Here is a 21541-nt window from a genome sequence, read left to right on the forward strand (position 1 = left end):
GGGTGGGGCCAAGGCCACTTCCCCCGCCCGCCCCCCGGCAACCAGCCAAAGCGCGTCCGCGCCAGCGCCGTCACCAACCGCAATTTCGCGGATTTTGCGGCCTTCCACCGGACACAGCTCGGCAAACCTGCAGCACTTACCCCTTGGGGCCGCGTCATCACCTACCTGCCCACGCCCGAACAAAGCGCCTACCGGTTTTCGTATCACGAGCAGGGATCGCCCGACAAAGAACCCACCAGCGGGCATACCCTGATCATGGGCCGGCCCGGGTCGGGCAAATCGGTGCTTTCCGCATTCCTCATGACGCAAGCCCGTCGAGCAGGGGCGCGGATCTTCGTCTTCGATTACCGTCTCGGTATGGAGATGGCGGTCCGCGCCAATGGCGGGCGCTACGCCTCCCTGAAAGCCGGGCAGCCCACGGGCCTCAACCCGCTCTGGACAGAGACCGATGCGCGCGGCACCGCCTGGCTCTCGGACTGGCTCGCCACCCTACTCTATCGTGCCGACAAGCCGCTGACGCCCGCGCAAACAAATCGCATTCAGGAGGTCGTGCGCCAGAATGCACAGGCCACGAACCCAGCCTTGCGAAACTGGCGCGACTTCGCATCTCTTTTTGTGTCCACCGATGATGGCGGCGATCTGCACCAGCGCCTGATCGAGTGGACCGAAGAGGGCCGCTACGGCTGGATCTTTGGCCAGACCCTGGAAGACACCTTCTCACTCGAGGGGGATGTGGTCGGCTTCGATCTCACCGGCATTCTCGACAGCGAGGCCGAGAAGGAGCGGATGGCGGTCCTCTCCTATCTCTTCCGCCGGGTCGAGCGCGAGATCGAGGACCGCCGCCCCACCATCATCGTGATCGACGAGGCCTGGAAGGCGCTCGACAATGCGTATTTCGCAGAGCGGCTGTCGAACTGGCTCGTGACCGCGCGCAAGCAGAACACCGTCGCAGTGATGATGACGCAATATGCCAGCCAGCTTGAGCGCACCCGGACCGGCAAGACCATCGTCGAAGCCGTTCCGACGCAGATCCTGCTGCCCAATATCCGCGCGCAGCCTGCGGATTACGCCATGCTGAACCTAACGGAGAAGGAGCTCGACGTCCTTCTCAACACGGGCAGCAACAGCCGTTTGGCGCTGATCCGCGACGATCAGGGCTCGATCGTGGTCGATGCCGATCTGAGCGCCCTTGGGCCCAATCTCACCATCCTCGGCGGCATGGAGAAAGGCGAGGCGCTCGTCGGCGCCGATTACCGCGACCGCCCCGACTTCTGGAGACTCTCATGATTCGCATTTTGTTGCTTCTCACCGCGCTCGGCGCTTTGGCCTCCTGCGCCCAGTATCAGGAACCGCAGGCCAATTGCTTCACGTTCTTGGCCTCGACAACACCCATTGCTCCGGATTGCACTTTCACGCCCCTTGGCACCCCGGATCGCGACATTGAAGTCTAGCCTGCCTCATATCCTGGCCCTTTGCCTGCTGCCCGGTCTCGCCTTGTCTCAAGGCGTGCCGACCAATGACAGTGGGCTGACCGCGCGTGACATCGTCGAGACAGGCGATCGCGAGGCAGACTTGGCTGTTCAGGCCGACAAGCTTGCAGTGCGCGAACTCATCGCCGAGATCGAACGGGAGCAGCTGGAAACTCTCCGACGCATCCTCGATGCCCAGACCAGCTTCGGCGGTCAGGGCTTGCCGGCTATGGTCTCGGGGCTGGAAAGCGGCAGCGGCGATCCCGACCGCGCCGTGGAAGCCGTCTATGGCACGGGCGAGATCGATCCCAATCCCGGCGGTGCGCAGATGTTCGGGGATGCGTCTGAGAACATCGAGCAGCTCATCATCCGGGTCGCCCAGGAGACCAGCGGCTTTGCGGGTGTTGGCCGCGCAGGGCTCTCACCCGTCCAGTGGCGCGCGTTGCTGCAAGCGCTCATCTGGCAGGAAAGCCGTTTCACCATTGGGGCACGGTCTCCCGTCGGCGCCTATGGTCTCACCCAGATCATGCCGGGCACCGCCAGCGATCTGGGCATTAACCCGGAATACTATGACAGCCCTTACCTGCAGGTGCATGGCGGCGCGCGCTATCTCGCGACCCAGCTCAACACATTCGATGGCAACATCATCAACGCCCTCGCGGCCTATAATGCCGGACCCGGCCGGGTTTTCGAGTATGGCGGGGTTCCACCCTTCCGCGAGACGCAGCACTACGTCCAGGTTATCCCTGAACGCTACAATCTCTATCTGACCCGTATCGGCGGGATCGAAGCGCTTGGCACGATCGACCCCGCGCTTTTGGCCAATGCCAACCTCTCAATCACCGGGCACGGCGCGGCCTTCTATGGCAACAACTCACCAGCCGCGATCCGCCAAGCCGCCCTGCGCATCCGCGATATCGTCGAACGGATTTCCGAGACTGAAGACGTGCAGGAAAGCATCGCACTCAACACCTATGCCCTTCATGGATTTTACGATCAGGGAGATTGAATGATGGGACATCTGCTCTTGAGGACAGCTTTGGTCACAACGCTTGGCATTGGCTTGCAGTTCAGCGCCCTACCCCCTGTCGCAGCACAAGGCGTGCCCGTCGTCGATACCCAGAACATCGCGCAAAACATCCAGCAGCTCCGGCAGATGATCGAAGACGAGATTCTGCAAAACGAGCAGCTGACGCAGCTCCGCGAACAGCTTGCGACACTCACGGACCAACTCGCGGAGCTGCAAAGAACCTACGAGGCCCTCACCCGCCTCGCCGAACTTCCTGAAATCATCCGCACCGAGATGGAAGACGAGCTGAACGGCCTGCTCGATCAGGAGTTCGGAGACATCCTCGCCACGATTGAGGCCATCAAGACGGGCGATTTTTCCGGCCTTTCCGGTTCCGGCGCGGGCGAGATCGAAACCCAGATGGATCGGGTGCTGGCCGATCTCGGCTTTGACGACGATACCCTCTCGGAAATGGCCACCAGCGGAAATCCGGGCGCGAACCGTGTCGCAACCCAGGCCACGACCGGCGCACTCGTCTCGGCCGCTGCCCAGCACAGCTATGAAGACGCCGGGCAATCGCTGGAACGCGTCGACCGGCTGGTCGGGCTGATCGATGACATGGACGAACTGAAGGAAAGCATCGATCTCAACACGCGCGTGACGGCGGAACTGGCCATTGCGCTGGTCGCCATGTGGCAACTCGAAGCCGTGCAAACCGTGGGTGACGGCACCGGCGGCGTGATCGATGCCGCCACCATCGCCGAGGAGCAGCGCTTCATGGATTTCACCTTGCCGGACCTTCGGGCCGAGTAATCGTGGGGCATGAATGGTGGCGAGTGAACAAGAAATCATCGAGGAAGAACTGGTCTACGGTGCCTTGCGCCGCGAACGGCTCTGGCAACGCCTTGGCCTGATCGGCCTGGTCTTCGGTGTCATCGGCTGCCTGAGCGCCGCGGCTGTCGCAATCCTCGATGTCGACCCCCCGCCCGTTGTTGTCCCCTATGATCCCGCCACCGGCTTTGCACTCCCCGAAGCCTCGGTGGGCGCTTCCTCGGTGACCGCCAACCAAGCGATCATCGAGGCGGAAGTCTTCCGCTATGTGACCGATCGGGAGGTCTATAACCAGCTCGACAACGATCTGCGCATACGCAGCGTTCTGCGCCGCTCGGACGGGGCCGCCGAGAGCGGGCTGCGCCAAATCTGGAACAGCGCCAACGAGAATTACCCGCCGACCGTCTATGGCCCCAATGCCCGGCTCGACGTGGAAATCCTCAGCATCAACCGGATCGGAACCAACCGCGCCACGGTCCGCCTGCGCAAGCGCCTGACGTCTATCAATGGCGTTCAGACAGGCCTCTTCACTGCCACGCTTCTCTTCGAGTTCCGCCCCGAGACCCGCCGCTCCATCGATGAGGTCTGGACCAACCCCTTCGGCTTCACGGTCCTCGAATATTCCATCCGCTCCGACAGATTGGAGAATTAGTTTGATCAATAAGTTCTTTGTTGCTGCCATATTTGTTTTGCTGCCTGCCCTTGCCTTTGCCGAAGCGATCCCGCGCGGTGGTCCAAATGACAGCCGCGTGCGGCTGGCAACATATCAAGAAGGTCAGGTCTACCGCCTCAGCGTCTCGCTTACCCATGTCACCACGGTCGAATTCGGTGAGGGTGAAAGCATCCGCTCGATCATCGCGGGCGATACCGAGGGCTTCGAGATCGATGGCGTGCCGGGCGGGCAGGCCTTCGCGATCAAGCCCGTCGCGCGCGGTGTCCATACCAATGTGACGGTCTACACGAACAGGCGCAGCTACTATTTCAACGTCGAGGAGGTCCGCAGCCCAACCTTCTACGTGGTGCAGTTCCGCTATCCAGACGACGCTGCGCGCCCGACCCGGGCCATCGCCGCCCAAGCGCCGAACTACAACTACGGTGCCAACGCGCGGACCGAGTTCACGCCAACGCGCATCTGGGATGACGGGACGTTCACGTATTTCGCGTTTCCAAGAAACGCGCCTGTGCCCGCGATCTTCCGCTACGCGGGTGGCCGTGAACGCACGGTCAACACGCAAACCCCTGAGGACGGTGTGATCCGCGTCAGCGGCGTAAACCGCCAATGGGTCCTGCGACTTGGCGAAGAGGTGGTCTGCATCGAGGCGATCCCGCCCGCGGAGGCCGCCTCATGAGCGATACCGAGAACACCGAGCTGGAAAAACGCCTCGCCGCCCTTGAGAAAGGCAGTGCCCGCGCCCCCACGGCGGCGCAGCGCCGGTCGCCCCTTCTCGCGCTGATCGTGGTCCTCGTCATCGGCGCAGGTGGTGCCCTGCTCTATGTCCTCTCACAGCCCGACGAAGAGGAAGCCTTGCCGACGGCCACTCCGGACGTCTTCCAAAGCGAAGGGGATGGCTTTGGCGCTATCGAGACCTTGCCCCCGCCCGAGCCCGAGGTTGTATTCGTCGGACCAGACCCCGTCGAGCCCAACGCGGAGCTTCTGGCGCAGATCACCGCGCTGCAGGCTCAGATCGAGGAATTGCGCAACGCCCCCGAACCGGTCGTCGAGGAAGACACCGCCGCCGCAGAGGCGATCGACGCGCTGACCGCTCAGATTGCGGCGCTGCAAGCCGCCTCGGAAGCCGCACAGCAACGATTCCAGGACGAACTGACGGCGCGGGATCGCAGCCTTGAGCAATTACGCATGGATCTGGAACTGGCCCAACTCGAGGCCAGCCGACCGCAAGCCGCGCCAGCGGGCCCCACGGAAGATGAGCTGCGCGCACGCGAGCAAGAGCGACTGCGCCGCGAGGAAGAAGCCCGGCGCATGGCCGAGCTGGAGCGCCGCGCCGCGGAGGAACGCGCCTTCCAGGAGCGGCGCATCGCCTCGCCCACCATCGCTTTTGGCGGTGCCTCCGGAGCGAATGAAACGGCTCTGACTGAACGCACTTTTGGCGAGGTGACGGATTTCGTGCTGAACGGTGCGCTGCCCTCCACCGTGACGCAGGCCGAGGTGATCGCCAATCCTTCCAACACCATCATCCAGGGCACAATGATCCACGCCGTCATGGAAACCGCCCTCGACAGCTCGCTACCCGGCCAGACCCGTGCCGTGGTGTCCGAGGATGTCTACAGCGTCGATGGCGTGCGCCTCTTGATCCCCCGCGGATCCCGTCTCATCGGGCGCTACCGCGCTGGCGTCGATATCGCGCAGCGCCGCGTCACGATCGCCTGGGACCGGATCATCCTGCCCGCGGGCCAGACCGTCCAGATCAGCTCATTCGGGGGCGATGAACTGGGACGTTCCGGTGTCACGGGTTTCGTGGACACGCGCTTTGCCGAGCGTTTCGGGTCGGCCGCCCTGATTTCGCTGATTTCCGCGGCACCTGGTGCCGCCGTTTCCGAGGTCCAGGATGAGACTGCCGCCGACGTTCTCGAAGACGTTGGCGATGATCTGGCAGATGCCACGGACAGCGTCATTGGTGATTACCTCTCCATCGGCCCCGTCATCTATGTCGACCAAGGCGCACGCGTCACGGTCATGGTCGATCGCGATCTGGAGATATTCTGAGCCCATGTCGCTGAGCTATCTCGAAACCTCGCTCGACCGGATTAACGCCGCCGCCCGCGACGATGTCATCGAGATCTGCATCAACCCTGATGGCACCTGCTGGGGCGAATTCCAGGGCGATCACTTCATGCGCGCGCTGGACCAGAGGCTGACGGGCGTTCAGGTCAGGGACCTCGGCAACCAGATCGCCTCTTCGGCCAATACAACGATGAGCAAGGACCGCCCCATCGTCTCGGTCTCGATCACCTACAAGGGGCGCCCGATCCGCGCACAGGTCATCACCCCGCCCACAGTGCTCTCGGCCATGTCGATCAGCCTGCGGTTCTTCTCAAGCCTGCCACTCGAGGGCATCGCACTCGATTTCCTCTACGGAAAAGAGCGCAAGCTCGAAGACCTGCGCGTCGAAAAAAAACGCGCCTTGCGCGCCGTGGTGGCCGCGGGTTTGATCGATGATGCGCTCGCCTTCTGCGTCGAGAACAAACTCAACATGATCGTCTCGGGCGGCACCTCCACCGGCAAGACCGTGGCCGCGCGCAAGATCCTCTCTCACGTACCGGCCGAGGAACGCATCGTCACCATTGAGGAAGCCGCCGAGCTGCTGCCGACCCAGCCGAATGCCGTGACCCTCATCGCCAATCGTGACGCGGAATTCCAATCCGCCGATGTGCTCCTCACCGCGACGCTGCGCATGCGCCCCGACCGGATCATCCTCGGCGAGGTGCGCGGCAAGGAGGCCATGACCTTCCTCGAGGCGATCAACACCGGTCATGGCGGCTCCATGACCACGCTCCATGCCGAAACCCCGCAACTGGCCGTCCAGCGGCTCGCGATCGCAGCACTCAAAACCGAGATCCCGATGACCTATGCCGACATGATCCAATACATCGAGAATTCCATCGACGTGATCATCCAGGCCGGTCGCCATGACGGCAAACGCGGCATCACCGAATTCTACCTCCCCGGCGCAACTGAGATTGGAATTTCCCAATGAAGACGTTTGAATACGATATCTTGTTCTTTGAGGTGAAAAAACAAAAGGACTACGACGCGATGCGAAGCGCCTTGAATGAGCGCGGCGCGGAGGGGTGGGAAGTCATCACCGCCGAAGCGGGTGACTACGGCTACACCACGTTCTTGAAGCGTGAAACAGTTGCGACGAAGGCGGCTTCAGTATGATGCGGGTCGTTGCAACGGCAGGCCTGCTCGTCGCTCTCTGCCCAACCGCTGGCGTGGCCGAGCGGAACCTGGTCCCAACGCTCGACAATCAGCCGGATGTCTGCCCAGACCAGCCTCCCGAGCCACAGTGGATGCAAGACATCGATGTACGCGAGTCCCACAAACGGCTCCTGATCCAACAAATCTATCGGGCGCTGAGTATGCAACGCATCGTTGAAGCCCAAAGCTGTGAATGCCCCACGCGGTATCCATCTTGGGCAGCAGCCAAACGCGTATACGTTGAGCGCTTCGCCTCGTCCGAATACTGGGACATCGTGGAAGCGACGTCCCAATACCGGCGCCAAGCAAATGAGCTTCGACGCAAAGCCATGCCAATCTGCGAAGCCGCTGGAAACTGGTAGGGATCCATGAGTGTCGTCACCTACTTCGTGGAAACGGCCGAAGGCTATCTCAATACCGCTGCCGAGACGCAATTCGGCGCGGTCGCAGCAACGGTCGGAACGATGCTGGTACTTGGCACAACACTAGTTGTCATCCTGGTCTTCATCAACACGATCTACCAGTATCGCGCCATGGACGGGCGAACGGCCTTTTGGCTCGCAGTGAAAGTGGGGTTGATAGGTGTCTTCGCGACAAACTGGGTCCAGTTCAATGCGCTTGCCTCAGCAATACTGAACGGAATTGACAGCATTGCCGGCGCCCTTGTGGCTTCTGTCGGCGGCGGATCACCTGGTCCGTCCGGTACCTTTGCAGAGGAATTTGACGAACTGATTGCAGCGCTCGGGGACTATCTGAATGCTGCGGGATCTGAGCTGAACTGGATGGCGGGTGCCTTGCTTGACACACTTGGGGTTCTGCTGCTCTCGATTCTTGGCGGGTTGGCGGCGTTCATTGTTGTGGCGTCCCGGCTCATGATCGCTCTGCTAATTGGCATTGCGCCAGTGATGATCTTCTTGACCCTGTTCGAGGTGACCAAGGATTATTTCGCGCGCTGGTTATCCGCGCTCATTTCATTCGCGATGTATCCGATCGTCGTCGCCGGAGTGTTCGCGACGATCACGGGGGTCTCTCGGGCGCTTCTTGCCGAGCTTGGCGACCCAGAGGGGGCCTCGAACATAGGGGCCCTTATCCCATTTTTCATGATGGTGCTGATGGCAAAGGGTTTCATCATAGCAACGCCTTTTTTGGTTCGGGCGATTTCCGGAAACATCATGATGCCAGCACTCTCAGCCGGGTTCGGGGGAAGCTATGCCTTCGCCAGAGGGCTTGCAGGTAGCCAACAAGTTTACAATCGCTATGCCATCGGTGGCGCAACTGGGGCTGAATACGCAGCCCTTCGAGCGCGACAATTCTTCGGCGTGCAAGCCTTGCCGAGCCGGCCAAATACTGCTGGAGGGCCAACTGCGGCTCGTCCGGGTGACGCAACCGGAACAGGCGCCCGAATGCTGGCACAGCTTTCGAGACTTGGTAGGTTGGGCAGGCGGTGACAGCCAGGTGCCAAAAACTTGCCAAAACTGCAAAGGTTTCGCCGCGGGTTTTTGTCATTGCTAAACGGTTGATCCCTCGCGACACAAGGCACGTGGCCAAACACGACCGTTTCTGCCACAGGCGGAATCGACAATTTTAGCACCGTGCCACGGCCCTGCGCATCGCCCGATTGCCAACTGGCTCAGGCTCTTCGCCGGGGTGTTGCCCTTCACCTTTCCAGTCGTCTGACCAAAGCCAATCTTCGAAATAATAGAGCCAAAGGTAAGTCCACGGAATGATGGTTTGGTCGATCCGCTTCCGCGCGTCCCATTCCCTGGCACCTGGAAGATAAAGACAAAGGCGCAGCGGATCTCTGTAGACGTGAGGCAAAGGACGCCCTGCCGCCAGCAACTCCAGATCCGGGTCGTCTATCTGAACACCGGGCGTTTGACCCGGCTGAAGCGTGATAGTGGCAAGGTAGGAGCGCGCCAAGGCGGTCGGTTGTATAGGCTCTTGCCATGTCAATTTGTTTGCGCGGACCTGCCCCACACCACTGATAGCCGGGCTTGCCTTCAGGAACAGCAGCTGCTGCGACAGGGTCAGGTCGTATTGCCCGCCTCGTCCTATCATCAATCACCGAAGAACGTATTTGTGGGCACGGTCGTTGATGCTGCGACCTTCGATGTCGTCAGCCCGACCACAGTTGCGACAGAAAGCAGACCCGATTTGCGACCATCCGACACCGCATTGACGCGGTTGCCGAGAACCCGTCCGGTGACACCGGAACCGAACGAACGCTCCATGTTCAATGACACACGGTCCTGACCAACAGCATCGCGAAGGACTTCAAAGTCGGACAGAGCTTGTGCGTGCCACGCATAGAATGCTGGTGCCCGGCGTTCATCCTTGTTCCAATTGTCGGCGAAGTTTTCCCCGTTGGTTGTCTCGTTCAGGATGGCATAGCCCCGCCGCCCGTCCAGAATGGGGCGGTCGATGAAGTGCGGCATCATCCGGATCGTTTCGACCAACAGATCCATTTCGTCATGGAAGACGTGGTTGCGCACGCAATAGGCATAGGACTGCATCGCAAGGGTGGTAATGATAACGGAAATCGGGGCCACGTCTTGCGTGTTGTTCTGATAAAAAACGTCGCGGTGCCGTTTGAGCAATTGCACGATGCGGCGCAGGATGCCTTTCACTGCTTCTCGGACGGGGAACGGCTCCACCGTCGCCTCGTCCCGCTGCATGGCGATAAACTTGCCCACAAAGGTAGGCCGGAGTGCGGCGCGCTCATCGAACAGGGTCTTGTAGGCCCGCGGGTTTGTCGGATGCCATTCCTTCAGAGCCCGGTCGGGCACCAATTCGCCCCGGTTGCCGCAGACCGGGTTTGCTATCGTCGGGGATAGGTCGAGGTGGAAGTCCCCCGCATAGTTGAGACGCCAACAACGCTTTTTTTCTTCGAGAAGGCGCACATAGGTGGCGTGTTCCTTGAGCCGGTTTCCAACCGCCGCCTTCAGGGTCGCTGGTGAGATGCCGGACGCGATACCTGCACAAAGGCAGATCAGATCGACATCGAATTCCCGCCGCCCGATTGGCTTCACGGCCGTTCCAAGCGCACTGGACCCTTGGAGATAGACCAGAACACTGACGAGTAGGGGATCAGTTGAACCGGACAGCCAGTCTCCGACGGCACCATAGCTCTGGCGCGCACGATCAAACTGGGTTTCGGTGAGGTCCAGATCCTCGCCTATCTCGTCCAGGATGGTGAATATCTGCGTGCGCCGCCGAATATCACTGTCGGTCAGTGGCTGTCGCAACATCTGATTCATGCCGCTTTCTCCTTGAGTTGATAGACCGGCACGAAGGTATCGGCAGGCTGGGTGAAAAAGATCGGGGTCAGGTGGGGCTTTGCTTTTCGGGCTTCTGACATACCGAGGCCCTTGAGGCGGCCGATCTTCGTGGTGTCATCCAAGGTAAAAAACCCGCTCGGGACAGACGGCGAAATGCGGTAGATGCGATCCCCATCGTAAGGGTGTCCCGTCAGAAGTTTTGCCATGCCGAGGGCGCCATGTGATTGCCCATCCGCGTAAAGGTTGAGGACTTTGAGGCCGATTCCGGCAAACCCTGGACTTTCGGGCAGCATGTAGACTTCGTCCAGACACCCCAGGCTCAGAATGCGCAGGTCTGACGGATGCCACCCCAGAAGAGTGATGGCTTCGACGACAGCAATGGCTGTGGGATTGTTGGCCCATGTCCCGCCATCGGTCAGGCCAATATCATCAGCAGTGCGATGTCGCTTGAAATACGTAGGTGCCGCTGCCGTAGCCAGGGCGGCATCAAGCGCAGTCTTGCGATAATCGGTTTGCAGGCGTGTGTGATGCGCGGTCTTGTAGATATAAGGGCTGCGGAGATCGGCATCCCACGCCGGGATCACCAACCGGGTCTGTGATTGCCCGATCAGATCGTTGTTGAGAACGGCCTTGAGTTCACGGGCAAGAATTGCCGCATCGTGCTTTGGACCGACTACGTGCCGACCTGTGGCGGTGAGGGTGCGCCATGCCTGCCGTATCCTCCCCAGCGGTTCATCATCCGCATTGTCCTGACCGAAGATGACAGGCCCGCGACGCTCGTAAAGCTCGAGCAGTTCCTTTGCCGTGCGGCCGAGGCCAAGGCCGAGTGCGATGATGCCACCCGTCGATGTGCCCGCGATGAGATCGAAATAGCGCCCAATGGGCTGGCCCAGATCTTCCTCGAGCCCCGCGAGGAATGCAGCGGGCATCGTGCCCTTAATCCCGCCCCCGTCGATGGAGAGGATGCGACGTATCTGCCTGTTGTTCCCACCGTTGCTCATCCTGACATCCATTCCGCTTATGCCCTTCAGCCTTTCGGCGGATACGGGTCCTTGCCATAGGTGTTGCGCTCGCGGATGCGACCGTTCTCGCCGTGGATCAGCATCTCGCTGCCCTGACGAATGGCGGATTCCCGCGCGGCCGTGATGGCCTCGCGCTGCGTGCCGTGGACGGAAGACGCGCGGGAGTTACCCGCCCCCTTCACTGCCCAACCGCTTTCATGCGGCACAACATGCTGATTTTTCTTAGACATTTCAAGCCTCACATGTCGATTTCGGTTGACGATGCGACAACCTTGTGTTTAAATATACAGGAAGAAATGGCGTTTATCAACCACAACAATAACCGCCGGGAGAGGATCATGTTCGGACAAAGACTCAGGCTTGCCCGCAAGCGGGCGGGTCTATCCATGCAAGCGCTCGCGGAGCGCGTAACCCCAAGCGTGTCAGCGCAGGCCATCAGCAAATACGAGGCGGACAAGATGATGCCGTCCTCGTCGGTGCTGGTCGGCCTCGGCAAGGCGCTCGGCGTGTCACTGGACTTCCTGCTCGGCGGTCAGGTCGAAGCTCTGGAAAGCGTCGAGTGGCGAAAGAACTCGACCGCCTCGGCGCAGGATCGCGCGATGGCGGAATCCATCGTCATCGAGAAGCTCGAAGACTATCTCGCCATCGAGGACATCCTCGATATGCACCCCGCTGAAGACCCCTTCGCCGCGCTGCGCGTGGAAATGGTGGCCGATGAAGAGGCCATCGACGCCAAGGCGCGGGACGTGCGGCGCGAGTGGCAGCTTGGGATCGACCCGATCCCGAGTATGACCGCCCTGCTCGAAGACAAGGGACTCAAGGTCATCGAGGCCGATCTCCCGGAACGCATCAACGGGCTGGCCTGTCATGTCGAACGGGCGGAGGGCGCACCGACTGAGGTGATCGTCGTCTCACGGCACACCAATGTCGAACGCAAGCGCTTCAACCTCGCCCACGAACTCGCGCACCGGATCATCACCGAAACCGGCAATGCCGCACTGAAAAAGGAGCCCTCGATGCACCGCTTCGCGGGGGCGTTCCTCATTCCGCGTGAGCATCTGGAGGAGGAAGCTGGCCGAAACCGTCACGGCATGACCTGGATAGAGATCATGCGGCTCAAGCGCACCTATGGCGTCTCCGCCGCCGCGATGCTCGTGCGGCTCGGCCAGGTGGGCATCCTGTCGAAGAGCGCTGTGGAATATGCGTTCAAGACCTATGCGCGAAGCTGGCGGCGCGAGGAGCCGGAGCCTATCGGTCCAGGCGAGGGCTTTGCGGCCTTCGAGAAGCCGCAGCGCTTCGAGCGCCTCGTCTGGCGCGCGCTCGGCGAGGAGATGATTTCCCCCGTGCGGGCGGCGCAGATGCTCGGGCTCCCCTTGAGCGTTGTCGAACGCGACATCAGGGGGCCTCGTGACCAGTGACCTGTGTTGTCGTCAATGATGCGTCCTGTCTGATCGACTTGAAGAAGGGAGAGTTGCTGCACGTCCTGCTGCGGCTGCCCTATCGCTTCATCGTGCCCCTGCCCATCCGTGAGGAGGAGCTGCTCGATTTCACGGCGCAGGAATGGCGGATGCTCGAAGACGGTGGCCTCGCCACCTACGATCTGCCGGGGGAAGAAGTCGCGCGGGTTTTCGCTCTAAAGCGGGAACATAGCCGCCTGTCGGCCAATGATTGCTTCGCCCTCGTGACGACAACCTGCCAGGAAAACGGCATCCTCCTGACCGGCGACAACCTTCTACGCAAGGTCGCCACCGCTCGCGCGGTGCGCGTTCATGGCGTCCTCTGGATCATCGACGAGCTGCACGCCGCCGAAGCCTGCGATGTCGGGCTTCTTGTCTCCGCCCTGCAAATCTGGCGGGCGGATGAGGCGGTCTTCCTACCCCCCGCCGAGATCGACAAGCGGCTGCGCCGTCTCGGGGCATAATCTGAACAAGGTGGAGATGGCTGGACCCTGCCCACGACGTTCCGAGCGAAAGATCGAACGGTCATGCAAACCAGCCCCTTTTTTCGGCGTCAAAAAGCATCGTTTGTGACATTCAGCGTTACGGAAGCTACGCGCAGGTCGCCATGCCCGCCACCCTATCGCGCAACCAGCCTTTCACCATCCTCCTCTCTCAGCATCGCTTCCATTTCGTCCAAGCCATCGACTGCAGAGCGCATCTGCGCCTCATCAGCTACGCTCGCAGCTTCAGAATCCACGACGCTGCTGCCAAAATCCATCTCCATCTGGCGCTGTTCCTCGGCGATGACGGCTTGAACGACAGGCGCGGTCTTCTTTGGAGCGGCGTCGGCTTGGCCTGACGGTTGACCATCGCCAGCCTGGCTCGCCCTCTCCATATCGGCTTCTGTTCCCCCTGGCCCATCCGACGGCGGCGTCATCGGCATGGCGCGCACACTGAGCGGCAGGTTCCCCTGCAGCCCCCCTCCCCCCGGCTCCGGAAACGGCAACTCGCCCGTCTGTGCCGCGTGGATCGCCTTGAACAGCCGATCATCAAAAAACTGGATCCGCTTTGCCCGGACCGGCATCTGGGCATCGATCACCATGACAATCTCGTCGAGGGGCAGACGGCGCGCCTCATCTTCAGGGAGCAAGGAACTCTCTTCGGTCCGTGTGGATTGGCTGCGGCCCTCAAAGGGGTTCTTGCCGATGGACTGTGAGCGCGTGACCACGGTCTTTGTGGTCTTGCCGACCGCCTTGCTCAGCTCCTCGACGGTCTTCTCATCCGAGGGCGTCAGGTAGAGCTTCACGCCGGCATTGCCCTGCAGGGCGCGGCGGGTGTTCTCGCCATAGATTTCATCGAGGGCGGGGATGGTTTGCGTGACCACAGCCAGGTGGCCGCGATAGGTGCGCAGGGTCTCGATGCTCTCGACCACGATGGGCATTTTTCCGAGGCGATTGAACTCGTCGAGCATGATCATCACGGGCCACGGCTCGTCTGGCCCGGGATCCTTTTCCTGCATGGCGGAGAGCAGGTCGGAGAAAAACAGCCGGATCAGCGGCGCGAGCGGCTTCACCATCAGCGGCTGGACCACGAGATACACTGAAAAGGGCTTCTTGCGGATCGTGCGGAAATCAAAGTCCGACACCGCCGTCGCCTCATCGATCGCGGGGTTCTGCCATTGATCGAGCCCCGAGGTCATCAGGAGCGAAACGTAAGACGTCAGCGTATCGTTGTTGGTCGAAGCCAGCCGCGTGAAGATCAGCTTGGCCGCCCTGTTGTCGACCTCGTGGCCCCGCGCGAAATACTCCTTCTGCTTGTTCCCGCCCGAGGCCGCGATGCGGTAGATCTCGCCCAAGGTCGGGCGCTTGCGCTGGAAGGCCAACAGGCCTGCTGCCACGAAGAGATCGATCCCGCCTTTGAGCAGCCCCTGAACCCGGTCATTGTCGCTTTGCAGGAAGAGCGTCGCAAGAAGCTGCAATTCCATCTGCTGGCGCGCGGGATCTTTCAACTCATAGATGCGCAGGAGCGGGTTGTAACGATGCGTGCGCTTGCCCTCCCAATCGGTGGGGGCAAAGCGATAGACCTTGTCGCCTTGGGCGGCGCGGTGCCGGGCCGTGGCCTCGAAACATTCGCCCTTCACATCGAGCGTCACGGCGGAGCCTTGCCAGGTCAGCAGGTTCGGAATGACAAAGCCCGTGGTCTTGCCGCGACCCGTGGGGGCCACGATCAGCGCATGGGGGAAGACCTTCGAGCAAATGTAATTGGCGCGGGAGCCCGGCGTCCCCAGCTTGCCGAGGATGAACCCGGTGCCCGGCGCCCCGAAGAAGCCGTTGGCCTTCATCTCGCGCGCACTCTGCCAATGGGTCTGGCCAAAGCGTGTCAGGGCGGATCCTGAGAGGGCGAGGCTCAGCATCAGGCCGGCGGCGGCGAAGCTGCCGACGATCAGGTGAATAAGTTGGGCGTCCTCCGGGCGGCGATCGAGGATCGCCAGATAGTTCTGCGCGATATAGGCAAAGTCGATCTCGGCGCCGAAGCCGAGATCCTGGTAAGTCAGCACCGCCGAGGCGATGGTATAGCCCATGGCCCCGGTCACCAGCGTTACCAGAAGGACCCCTGTTGCGATCCGCGCTTTTCCCATGGAAGCGCTCAATGGACCTGGCCCCGCTCAGTCTCGCCATCCACGTCCGCGGCGCGGTGTTTTTCATATTCGGCATCGGCAAGATCATCGACCACCTGGCGCAAGGCCTCCGTGTTGGCCGTCGCTGCATCCGATTGCAGGTAGACCTTGGCGACATAGAGCCGGTCGAGGCGGTCCTCGAGAACCTTTTCCAGCGCATCGGCATCGCCGGATGTGAGCCGGTCTAGTTGGCGAACGTCCAGCACCCGCGCGATCTCGCCGCGGAAAGCGTCCCGCTCCGTCTCGGTCTCGAAGGGCGCGGACAACTCCCCCGCCCGCTCATGGTCCAGGACCCGCGCAATCTCGTCTGCAAGGCGGGACTGCGGCGCAGTTTCACCGCGGGCTGCGAGGAGTGAGTCGCGCGTGCCAACCCCAATCCCCTCGCGCATCTCATTTTCGCGGCGGACCTGGTTGATGGCCTCCGTGTCGCGGATCTCGACGACGGCCGCATAGGTCGCGCCAAGCCCGCGGGCGAGGTGGGACGGCATGTCAGGATAGCGCTCCCTGAATTCATCCGTGACAGCATCTGCAACGGGCGTGCGGACGTCGCGTCCCTCCATGATCCGGTCGACCTCGCGGGTGATCTCGCTGGCGCGGGCCGCATCGGTAATGGTCTCCCTGTAAGGCTCAGACCGGTCAATCACATCGCCAGGGCGTGCGAGCAGATCCGGGTGTGCCTCGAGATATGCACGCTGCTCCGTCTCGATCCGGCGCTCCGCCCGTGAGACAACCTCCCAGTTCCGGTCCTCGATCTGCTGCGCAGTCAGGCCGTCTGCGCGCATCTCCTGACGGATTGTCCCTTCCATCGCCCGGACCGCGCCCTCATGATAATGGAACCGCTCGCTGACCGGTTCCGCTTCCATGACGCCATCCCGGCGCAGCACGTTCTCGCGCTCCAACAGCGTGCCAAGTTCCACATGCACGTCATTGAGAATGTCGCGGGCCTGTTCCAGATCGGCGCGGCGCTCGAGGTTCAGGTTCCGCGCCTCGGCCACTTTGGAGAGATCATTGGCGATCCATTGATGCTCGAGCGCTGCATTTGACGCGCCCGTCTCGATCCGGGCCACCACTTCCGATGTGCTGATCCCGGTGCCCCGTAGTGCCGCGTCAATGCGCGATCTCAGGTCGGGCTCCGCCAGTCGCTCGCGCTGGCTGGCGTCGATATTGGCTTCGGAATAGATCCCGCCCTCCGAGGGGGTCTCTGACAGCGTGGATGATCGCAGCCCCAAGGGCTGCATGTGCTGGACCTGCGTCTGGATCTCGATGAGGCGCTTTTCCAGCACGGGACGTTCCGCGTCAGATTTTTCGGCGATCATGCCCTGGACCCGCGCGAGCTTCTCCGCATAGAGGCTTCTCAGGTCCTCGAAACTTTGATCCTCGGCCATATACACATCTCCTGTTCGGTCCACCTGCCCGCCATGCGCCAGCACCTCGCCCGCGCGAAATAGCGCCGCGGCAATATCCTCGCGGGCCTCGCGGGAGGCCTCCGTGGCAAGCGAATGGTAGACGGTTCTGGTGTTGGCGATCTCCGCCAGCGTCCGGGCTAGGTCGGTCCCAACGCGTTCCCGCTCGCGGGGCGCGCGGCCCTCGTCTTTCGCGGCGTAGACCTCGCGGGTAGGGGCTGGGTAATGTACAGCCCCGCGATCCACCCGCCGCGTGGCTTCCAGGCGCACACCATACTTTTCCGCCTCCTCGACCATGGCGAGGCGAAAATCATCATAGTTGAAGCGATGGTTGCGCCCCAGAAAGAAGAACTCGCCTTCCTGCGAACGGCGGTTCAGCACTAGATGCGCATGCGGGTGATCGCGGTCCTCATGCACCGCGATAATGTAGTCGAAATGCCCCGCGTCGGTCTGGAAGAACCGCTCGGCCACGTCCGTCGCAATGTCGCGCACATCCTCGCCGCGCGTGCCGATGGGGAAGGACATGAGCATATGGGTGGTCTGTCCGAGCTTGGGCTTGAAGCCCGCATCCCACCGTTTGGCAAAGCGCTCGGTCAGGTCCTTGATGTCACCGGCCTCGAGCTTCGCCTTGCCGTCCAGAAACCCGCTACTGTCCACGATATGGGTGGACTTGGTGGTGAGGTAATCGAGCTGGTTTGCGAGCTGTGATTTGGTATGCGTACCCCCGCCCCGGATCGCCTTGAAGACCGCTGGCCGATGCCCCGCTGCCGCGCGCGTAAGCTGGGTCTGCTTGGCGACATGCAGCCCCTGCATCGAGCCCCGGACGCGGCTCCAGCCATCCCGAAAGACCTCGCCCGTGACGGCATGGACGGCATCATTCAGCCGCATGGGCAAACTCCCTCAGCGCGGCCGTGGCCCGCAGCTGCATCGCGTCTCGACGGCGGCGCAGGAGCAGATCGATCTCGTCTGCAGAATCCAGAATGAACCTCGCCAGCCCGCGCATCTGCGCAAGGCGCAATTCGGTAAACTCGGCACTCGCGCCCCCCACGGCCCCCTGCTCCCGCCGGTTGGCCCGCGTCATCTGCTTGGCAATTTGCGCGACCCCATTGCCGACCTCATGCAGCGAGGCGCGGTAGCGCGCCATCTCGGCCGCCATCTGCGCGTCCGGAACGAACACCCCGCCTGCCGCCTGAATGAGCCGCCGCAGCCCCTCGGCACGGCTCTCGATCCCCGCCTTCGCCAACACCTCGTCAAGCGCCGCAAGCTCCGCAGCCGTGACCTTCACACTGACCGCTGAGACCGGAATTGCGACATCCGTCTGGCGCTCGGCATCGGCTTTGAGCGTGTACTGGATCGCCCGCACGGACACGCCAAACCGTTCCGCCAGCACTGAAGTGGAAACGCCTTCCGCGGCTTCGCGAACGATCTCCATGCGGTCCGCATCTGTGAGACGTTTTGAGCGCGACATGCGAAGAAAGACCCCCTATTTCCTGCCACCTTCCACCAAGGCTGCCCCTACCTTACGATAATATACCTAGCTGTCAATTATATACTTACGTCGCATTCAGTCTCAGGCAGCCTTGGTGTCCGCTTCACGCCGCGGCCCGCAGGGACGCGGCTCTGCCGCCCTCACCACCAGCACAGCCTCCAGCTTCAAAGGCCCCTTCTCCAGCACCGCCCGAGGGTCTGGACGAACACGCATGTGTTCGGACGGAACCGCGGGCGGGCGCAAACCCCACCGACAGGGCGGACAGGCAGGGTCAAGGCGGGCCAGATTTGGCTTGCCAAATCTCTGCCGCAAAAACCGGGAGGCCCTGGCCGATAGGTTTTTGTGGATGGCCCCCTTGAGGCTGACTGGCCGGTCTGTCGCGGCCTGATCATTTCGGGGGGAGTGCGTCCGTTGAACGCGCAGCGGCCGACGGCTTCGTGAAGTCGCCTCGGGCGATCTGACCGCCGGACGCGGCATCCCTGGAACAGGGATCGGGCCGCCCCAAGATCGTCCTGGGGCAGCCCATCCTCGTCAGAGGATTCAGTCCTGGGGATCTTTCGCGCTCGGCGGGAACATCACCAGCTCCGAGACCGCGACCGGGAAGTCGAGCTTGAGGCTGAAGAACTCCGAGCCGTCCCCGTTGCGGGTGTTGCGGAACATAGCGCCCACGCGCTGAAAACGGGTGCGCTCCTGGCCATCGGTATCGGTGAACTTGACGGGGACGGTGGCGACGTAGTGGTTGGTCATTTGGGTTACTCCTTGTTGCGATGGGGATCACCCGGCACGGGGGCAAGAGGCCCGGTCGCAAGCGCAAATGCGGAGGGTCCGCGGCTAGCCGTGGAAACCGTATTTGTACTTGCCGAAGCGTGAGCTGAGGGCACGGACGGGCCGACCCCGTGCGATCCACATCTATGAGCAAAAAGGAGTGATCCGGATGACCCTTGCCATCACGCAGCCGCCACCATCCGCGTCCGCGTCCCACCGAGCCTGGCCGGGGTGCTGACGGAGCCCGCCCGCGTAGATGCGATGTTCCGAAACACGCCCCGAGGGACGTGCAGGTCTTCAGCCTCATGTGCGACGTCTCGACCCCTCGCGTCTTGTGCTGCTAACGATGTGCGTGAGGTGCGCACCATCCCCAGCTCATACCGATGCGGATGGGCCGCACTCTGACGGACCGGGTAGAGGGATAACGGTGCTGGCCGCAGCAGACTGCCGATAACGCGTGACCGACCGCACGCGCCATGAGACATGACGAAAGGGCCGCGCCAAGCGCGACCCCCTCTCTTCAATCCTGCGACGCCTTCTTCGCCGGGTCCGCAACCCGCATGACCGTCAGACCTTTCGCTTCCGCCTTCTGCCCGAGGTTCAGCGCGACCCCGTTGCCGCCGAAGAGTACAACCCCCGTCGCTGCGAACTTGTCGTCCAGCATTTCGTCGTTGCACTTGAACGGTGCCGCCCGTCCATGCGCGGACCAGCGCGGATCGAAGCGCGCCTGCGCGACCCCGCGTGCCCGGGCCCACCGAGCCGCAATCATCTCCGCCCCGTGCTTGCCACCCTTATGGCAGAGGAAGATCTCCTGATTGCGGTTCTGCTTGATCCGTTCGCGAACCTTGTCGAGCGTGTTGAAGATCACATCGACATCGGTCCAGTCGGTGGCGCCTGAGACGATCAGGGGCACCCCCTCGACTTTGGATTTCTCGGCAGTCTCGCGGTCGTGCTGCTCCAGGAGCTGCCGCGCCTCGAAGACCGCCCCGGTCTCTTGCGCCCGGACGCTTGCGCGCGACCCGGCTGCCGGGATGAAGGCGTGGCCCGTCTCAATCTCGTAGCATTCTGCCGCTGCCTCGCTCATCACCTCGATGGCGCTGACAATCTCGCGCAGCTGCAGAAAGCGCGCCTGCGCCTCTTCGAGCGCGGTCTCGGCGATCTCCGATCCGTCGTGAGATTTTGCCAGCGCGCCGATCTTGTCGGCGGTGCGGTCGACCTCCTTGCCAAGCGCCACCTTGCGGCGCTGCAGGATCGTGGCGAGCCCATGGGCCAGCGGTTCGATTTCGGCTTCAAGCCCGGTCCCGCGCAGCTGCCCGAGCAAAGCCTCGAAGCTTTCGCGGATGATGCGGTCGGTCAGGATGTGATCTTCCGGGATCGGCAGCTGCGCGTCCTTCTCGGTCAGCCCGAAAAGCTCGATGGTCTCGTAGGTGTTTGCGTTATCGTAAGCCATGTCTGGTCTCCAGTGTTCGGTTGCAAGGCCACCACGTGAGTGTGGGGGCATGGCCGAATGCCTGGTTTCCGAATCTGCCCGGGTCAGGGACGGCGCAGTCGCCGGCTTGCCGGGCGCAAAAGTTTTCCGTGCGCAACACCCGACACATGCGCGCCCTCACCCACGGGAACGCACCGCGCCACGGGCCCCGCCCTCGCCGAAAAGTTTTGCGATCCTTGACGCGGGCTGATTTGGGGGCCATCCGGAGGATATGCTTCCACGCTCATGTGTGTGTGTTTTGACGGTAGGTTTGCCCGACACGAGCAGGCAAACGGCCCGACCGGACGCGGGAGACGGATGGAGCGGCGGGATCGTTTTGGCCTCAGGCCAAAACAGACCAGAGCGCAATCCGGCGGAGCGGCCGGGGAGGGACGTGCTCGCGAGGCGGGCAAACCGGGGGTCTGGGTGCGACGCCGCGGTGAGGCCGCATGGCCGAATGCGCGACGGACCGAAGGGCCGTTCTCCCCTGCGACACGCGAAGCCGAGCAGGGGAGGCCGCAAGGCTCTGGCCACGGTTGATGTGCAGGGACTACGCTGCCGACTATAGGGATTGCTTGTCCAGGCATTCGACGTGATCGGCGGAAAGCGGACATTCACTGCGAGTGCGAAAGGCTCTGTTGCACAAAGCCTCTGATGTCCGGAGTTCCCCTTTCCCCGGACGGATTCATCCCACGGTTTCTGTGACAGGGATGCCAAGCGCGGGGGGCGCGTCCATGACGGGGGGGGGGCC

The 21541-nt window shown here is 62.3% G+C and carries 17 protein-coding genes and 2 pseudogenes; 11 read left to right on the forward strand and 8 right to left on the reverse strand.

What is annotated here, in order from left to right:
- The 9 genes and pseudogenes from HEP69_RS16905 to HEP69_RS16945 form a co-directional block, all read left to right on the forward strand.
- Positions 1-1287, forward strand: a pseudogene (locus HEP69_RS16905) (type IV secretion system DNA-binding domain-containing protein); the annotation flags it as partial.
- Between the two features lie 153 nt (positions 1288-1440).
- A pseudogene (locus HEP69_RS16910) lies at positions 1441-2448 on the forward strand (lytic transglycosylase domain-containing protein); the annotation flags it as partial.
- A gap of 33 nt (positions 2449-2481) precedes the next feature.
- A complete protein-coding gene (locus HEP69_RS16915; RefSeq protein WP_290559713.1) occupies positions 2482-3291 on the forward strand; it encodes a type IV secretion system protein in 810 nt (269 codons plus the stop codon).
- Between the two features lie 13 nt (positions 3292-3304).
- Positions 3305-3961 (forward strand): type IV secretion system protein, encoded by a 657-nt coding sequence (locus HEP69_RS16920; RefSeq protein ID WP_290559705.1) that lies wholly within the window; start codon positions 3305-3307, stop codon positions 3959-3961.
- A gap of 1 nt (position 3962) precedes the next feature.
- On the forward strand, positions 3963-4658 hold the full coding sequence (locus tag HEP69_RS16925) for a TrbG/VirB9 family P-type conjugative transfer protein (protein ID WP_290559706.1): 696 nt from the start codon (positions 3963-3965) through the stop codon (positions 4656-4658).
- Positions 4655-6034 (forward strand): TrbI/VirB10 family protein, encoded by a 1380-nt coding sequence (locus HEP69_RS16930; RefSeq protein WP_290559707.1) that lies wholly within the window; start codon positions 4655-4657, stop codon positions 6032-6034. The genes HEP69_RS16925 and HEP69_RS16930 overlap by 4 nt, the downstream gene beginning before the upstream one ends.
- A gap of 4 nt (positions 6035-6038) precedes the next feature.
- The gene (locus tag HEP69_RS16935) at positions 6039-7025 is read left to right on the forward strand and encodes an ATPase, T2SS/T4P/T4SS family (RefSeq protein WP_290559708.1); all 987 of its coding nucleotides are present in this window, start codon (positions 6039-6041) and stop codon (positions 7023-7025) included.
- Complete coding sequence (locus tag HEP69_RS16940; RefSeq protein WP_076981284.1) at positions 7022-7210, forward strand: hypothetical protein; 189 nt, start codon at positions 7022-7024, stop codon at positions 7208-7210. The genes HEP69_RS16935 and HEP69_RS16940 overlap by 4 nt, the downstream gene beginning before the upstream one ends.
- A gap of 407 nt (positions 7211-7617) precedes the next feature.
- Entirely contained in the window at positions 7618-8697 is a 1080-nt protein-coding gene (locus HEP69_RS16945; RefSeq protein ID WP_076981285.1) for a type IV secretion system protein, read from the forward strand.
- Between the two features lie 609 nt (positions 8698-9306).
- On the opposite strand, the gene HEP69_RS16950 is transcribed toward HEP69_RS16945, so the two are convergent.
- Genes HEP69_RS16950 through HEP69_RS16960 form a run of 3 tightly spaced genes read right to left on the reverse strand, consistent with a single transcriptional unit; the run spans position 9307 to position 11779 of the window.
- The gene (locus HEP69_RS16950; protein ID WP_076981286.1) at positions 9307-10506 is read right to left on the reverse strand and encodes a nucleotidyltransferase; all 1200 of its coding nucleotides are present in this window, start codon (positions 10504-10506) and stop codon (positions 9307-9309) included.
- Positions 10503-11528: a CBASS cGAMP-activated phospholipase gene (locus HEP69_RS16955; RefSeq protein ID WP_290559709.1), complete on the reverse strand. Its 1026-nt coding sequence runs from the start codon at positions 11526-11528 to the stop codon at positions 10503-10505. The genes HEP69_RS16950 and HEP69_RS16955 overlap by 4 nt, the downstream gene beginning before the upstream one ends.
- A 26-nt stretch (positions 11529-11554) precedes the next feature.
- Positions 11555-11779 carry a DUF2188 domain-containing protein gene (locus tag HEP69_RS16960; RefSeq protein WP_009815559.1) on the reverse strand — a complete coding sequence of 75 codons (225 nt, stop codon included), beginning with the start codon at positions 11777-11779 and terminating at the stop codon, positions 11555-11557.
- Between HEP69_RS16960 and HEP69_RS16965 the strand changes: the two genes are divergently transcribed.
- On the forward strand, positions 11759-12967 hold the full coding sequence (locus HEP69_RS16965; protein WP_290559710.1) for an XRE family transcriptional regulator: 1209 nt from the start codon (positions 11759-11761) through the stop codon (positions 12965-12967). The genes HEP69_RS16960 and HEP69_RS16965 overlap by 21 nt on opposite strands.
- Positions 12964-13470, forward strand: coding sequence for a hypothetical protein (locus HEP69_RS16970; protein WP_009815557.1), 507 nt, complete (start codon positions 12964-12966; stop codon positions 13468-13470). The genes HEP69_RS16965 and HEP69_RS16970 overlap by 4 nt, the downstream gene beginning before the upstream one ends.
- Before the next feature lie 155 nt (positions 13471-13625).
- On the opposite strand, the gene HEP69_RS16975 is transcribed toward HEP69_RS16970, so the two are convergent.
- From HEP69_RS16975 to HEP69_RS16995, 5 genes are all read right to left on the reverse strand, one after another.
- Positions 13626-15626, reverse strand: coding sequence for a type IV secretory system conjugative DNA transfer family protein (locus HEP69_RS16975; protein ID WP_076981288.1), 2001 nt, complete (start codon positions 15624-15626; stop codon positions 13626-13628).
- Between the two features lie 8 nt (positions 15627-15634).
- Entirely contained in the window at positions 15635-17956 is a 2322-nt protein-coding gene (locus tag HEP69_RS16980; RefSeq protein ID WP_290559711.1) for a relaxase/mobilization nuclease domain-containing protein, read from the reverse strand.
- Positions 17943-18536 carry a helix-turn-helix domain-containing protein gene (locus tag HEP69_RS16985; RefSeq protein ID WP_076981358.1) on the reverse strand — a complete coding sequence of 198 codons (594 nt, stop codon included), beginning with the start codon at positions 18534-18536 and terminating at the stop codon, positions 17943-17945. The genes HEP69_RS16980 and HEP69_RS16985 overlap by 14 nt, the downstream gene beginning before the upstream one ends.
- Positions 18537-19097: 561 nt before the next feature.
- A complete protein-coding gene (locus tag HEP69_RS16990; protein WP_007120662.1) occupies positions 19098-19304 on the reverse strand; it encodes a hypothetical protein in 207 nt (68 codons plus the stop codon).
- Positions 19305-19842: 538 nt separating this feature from the next.
- A complete protein-coding gene (locus tag HEP69_RS16995; RefSeq protein WP_290559712.1) occupies positions 19843-20772 on the reverse strand; it encodes a DUF2493 domain-containing protein in 930 nt (309 codons plus the stop codon).
- Positions 20773-21541 lie beyond the last annotated feature (769 nt).

Origin of the sequence: Aestuariivita sp. (assembly GCF_021404545.1) — a bacterium.
In the GTDB taxonomy this organism is placed as follows: Bacteria; Pseudomonadota; Alphaproteobacteria; order Rhodobacterales; family Rhodobacteraceae; genus Aestuariivita.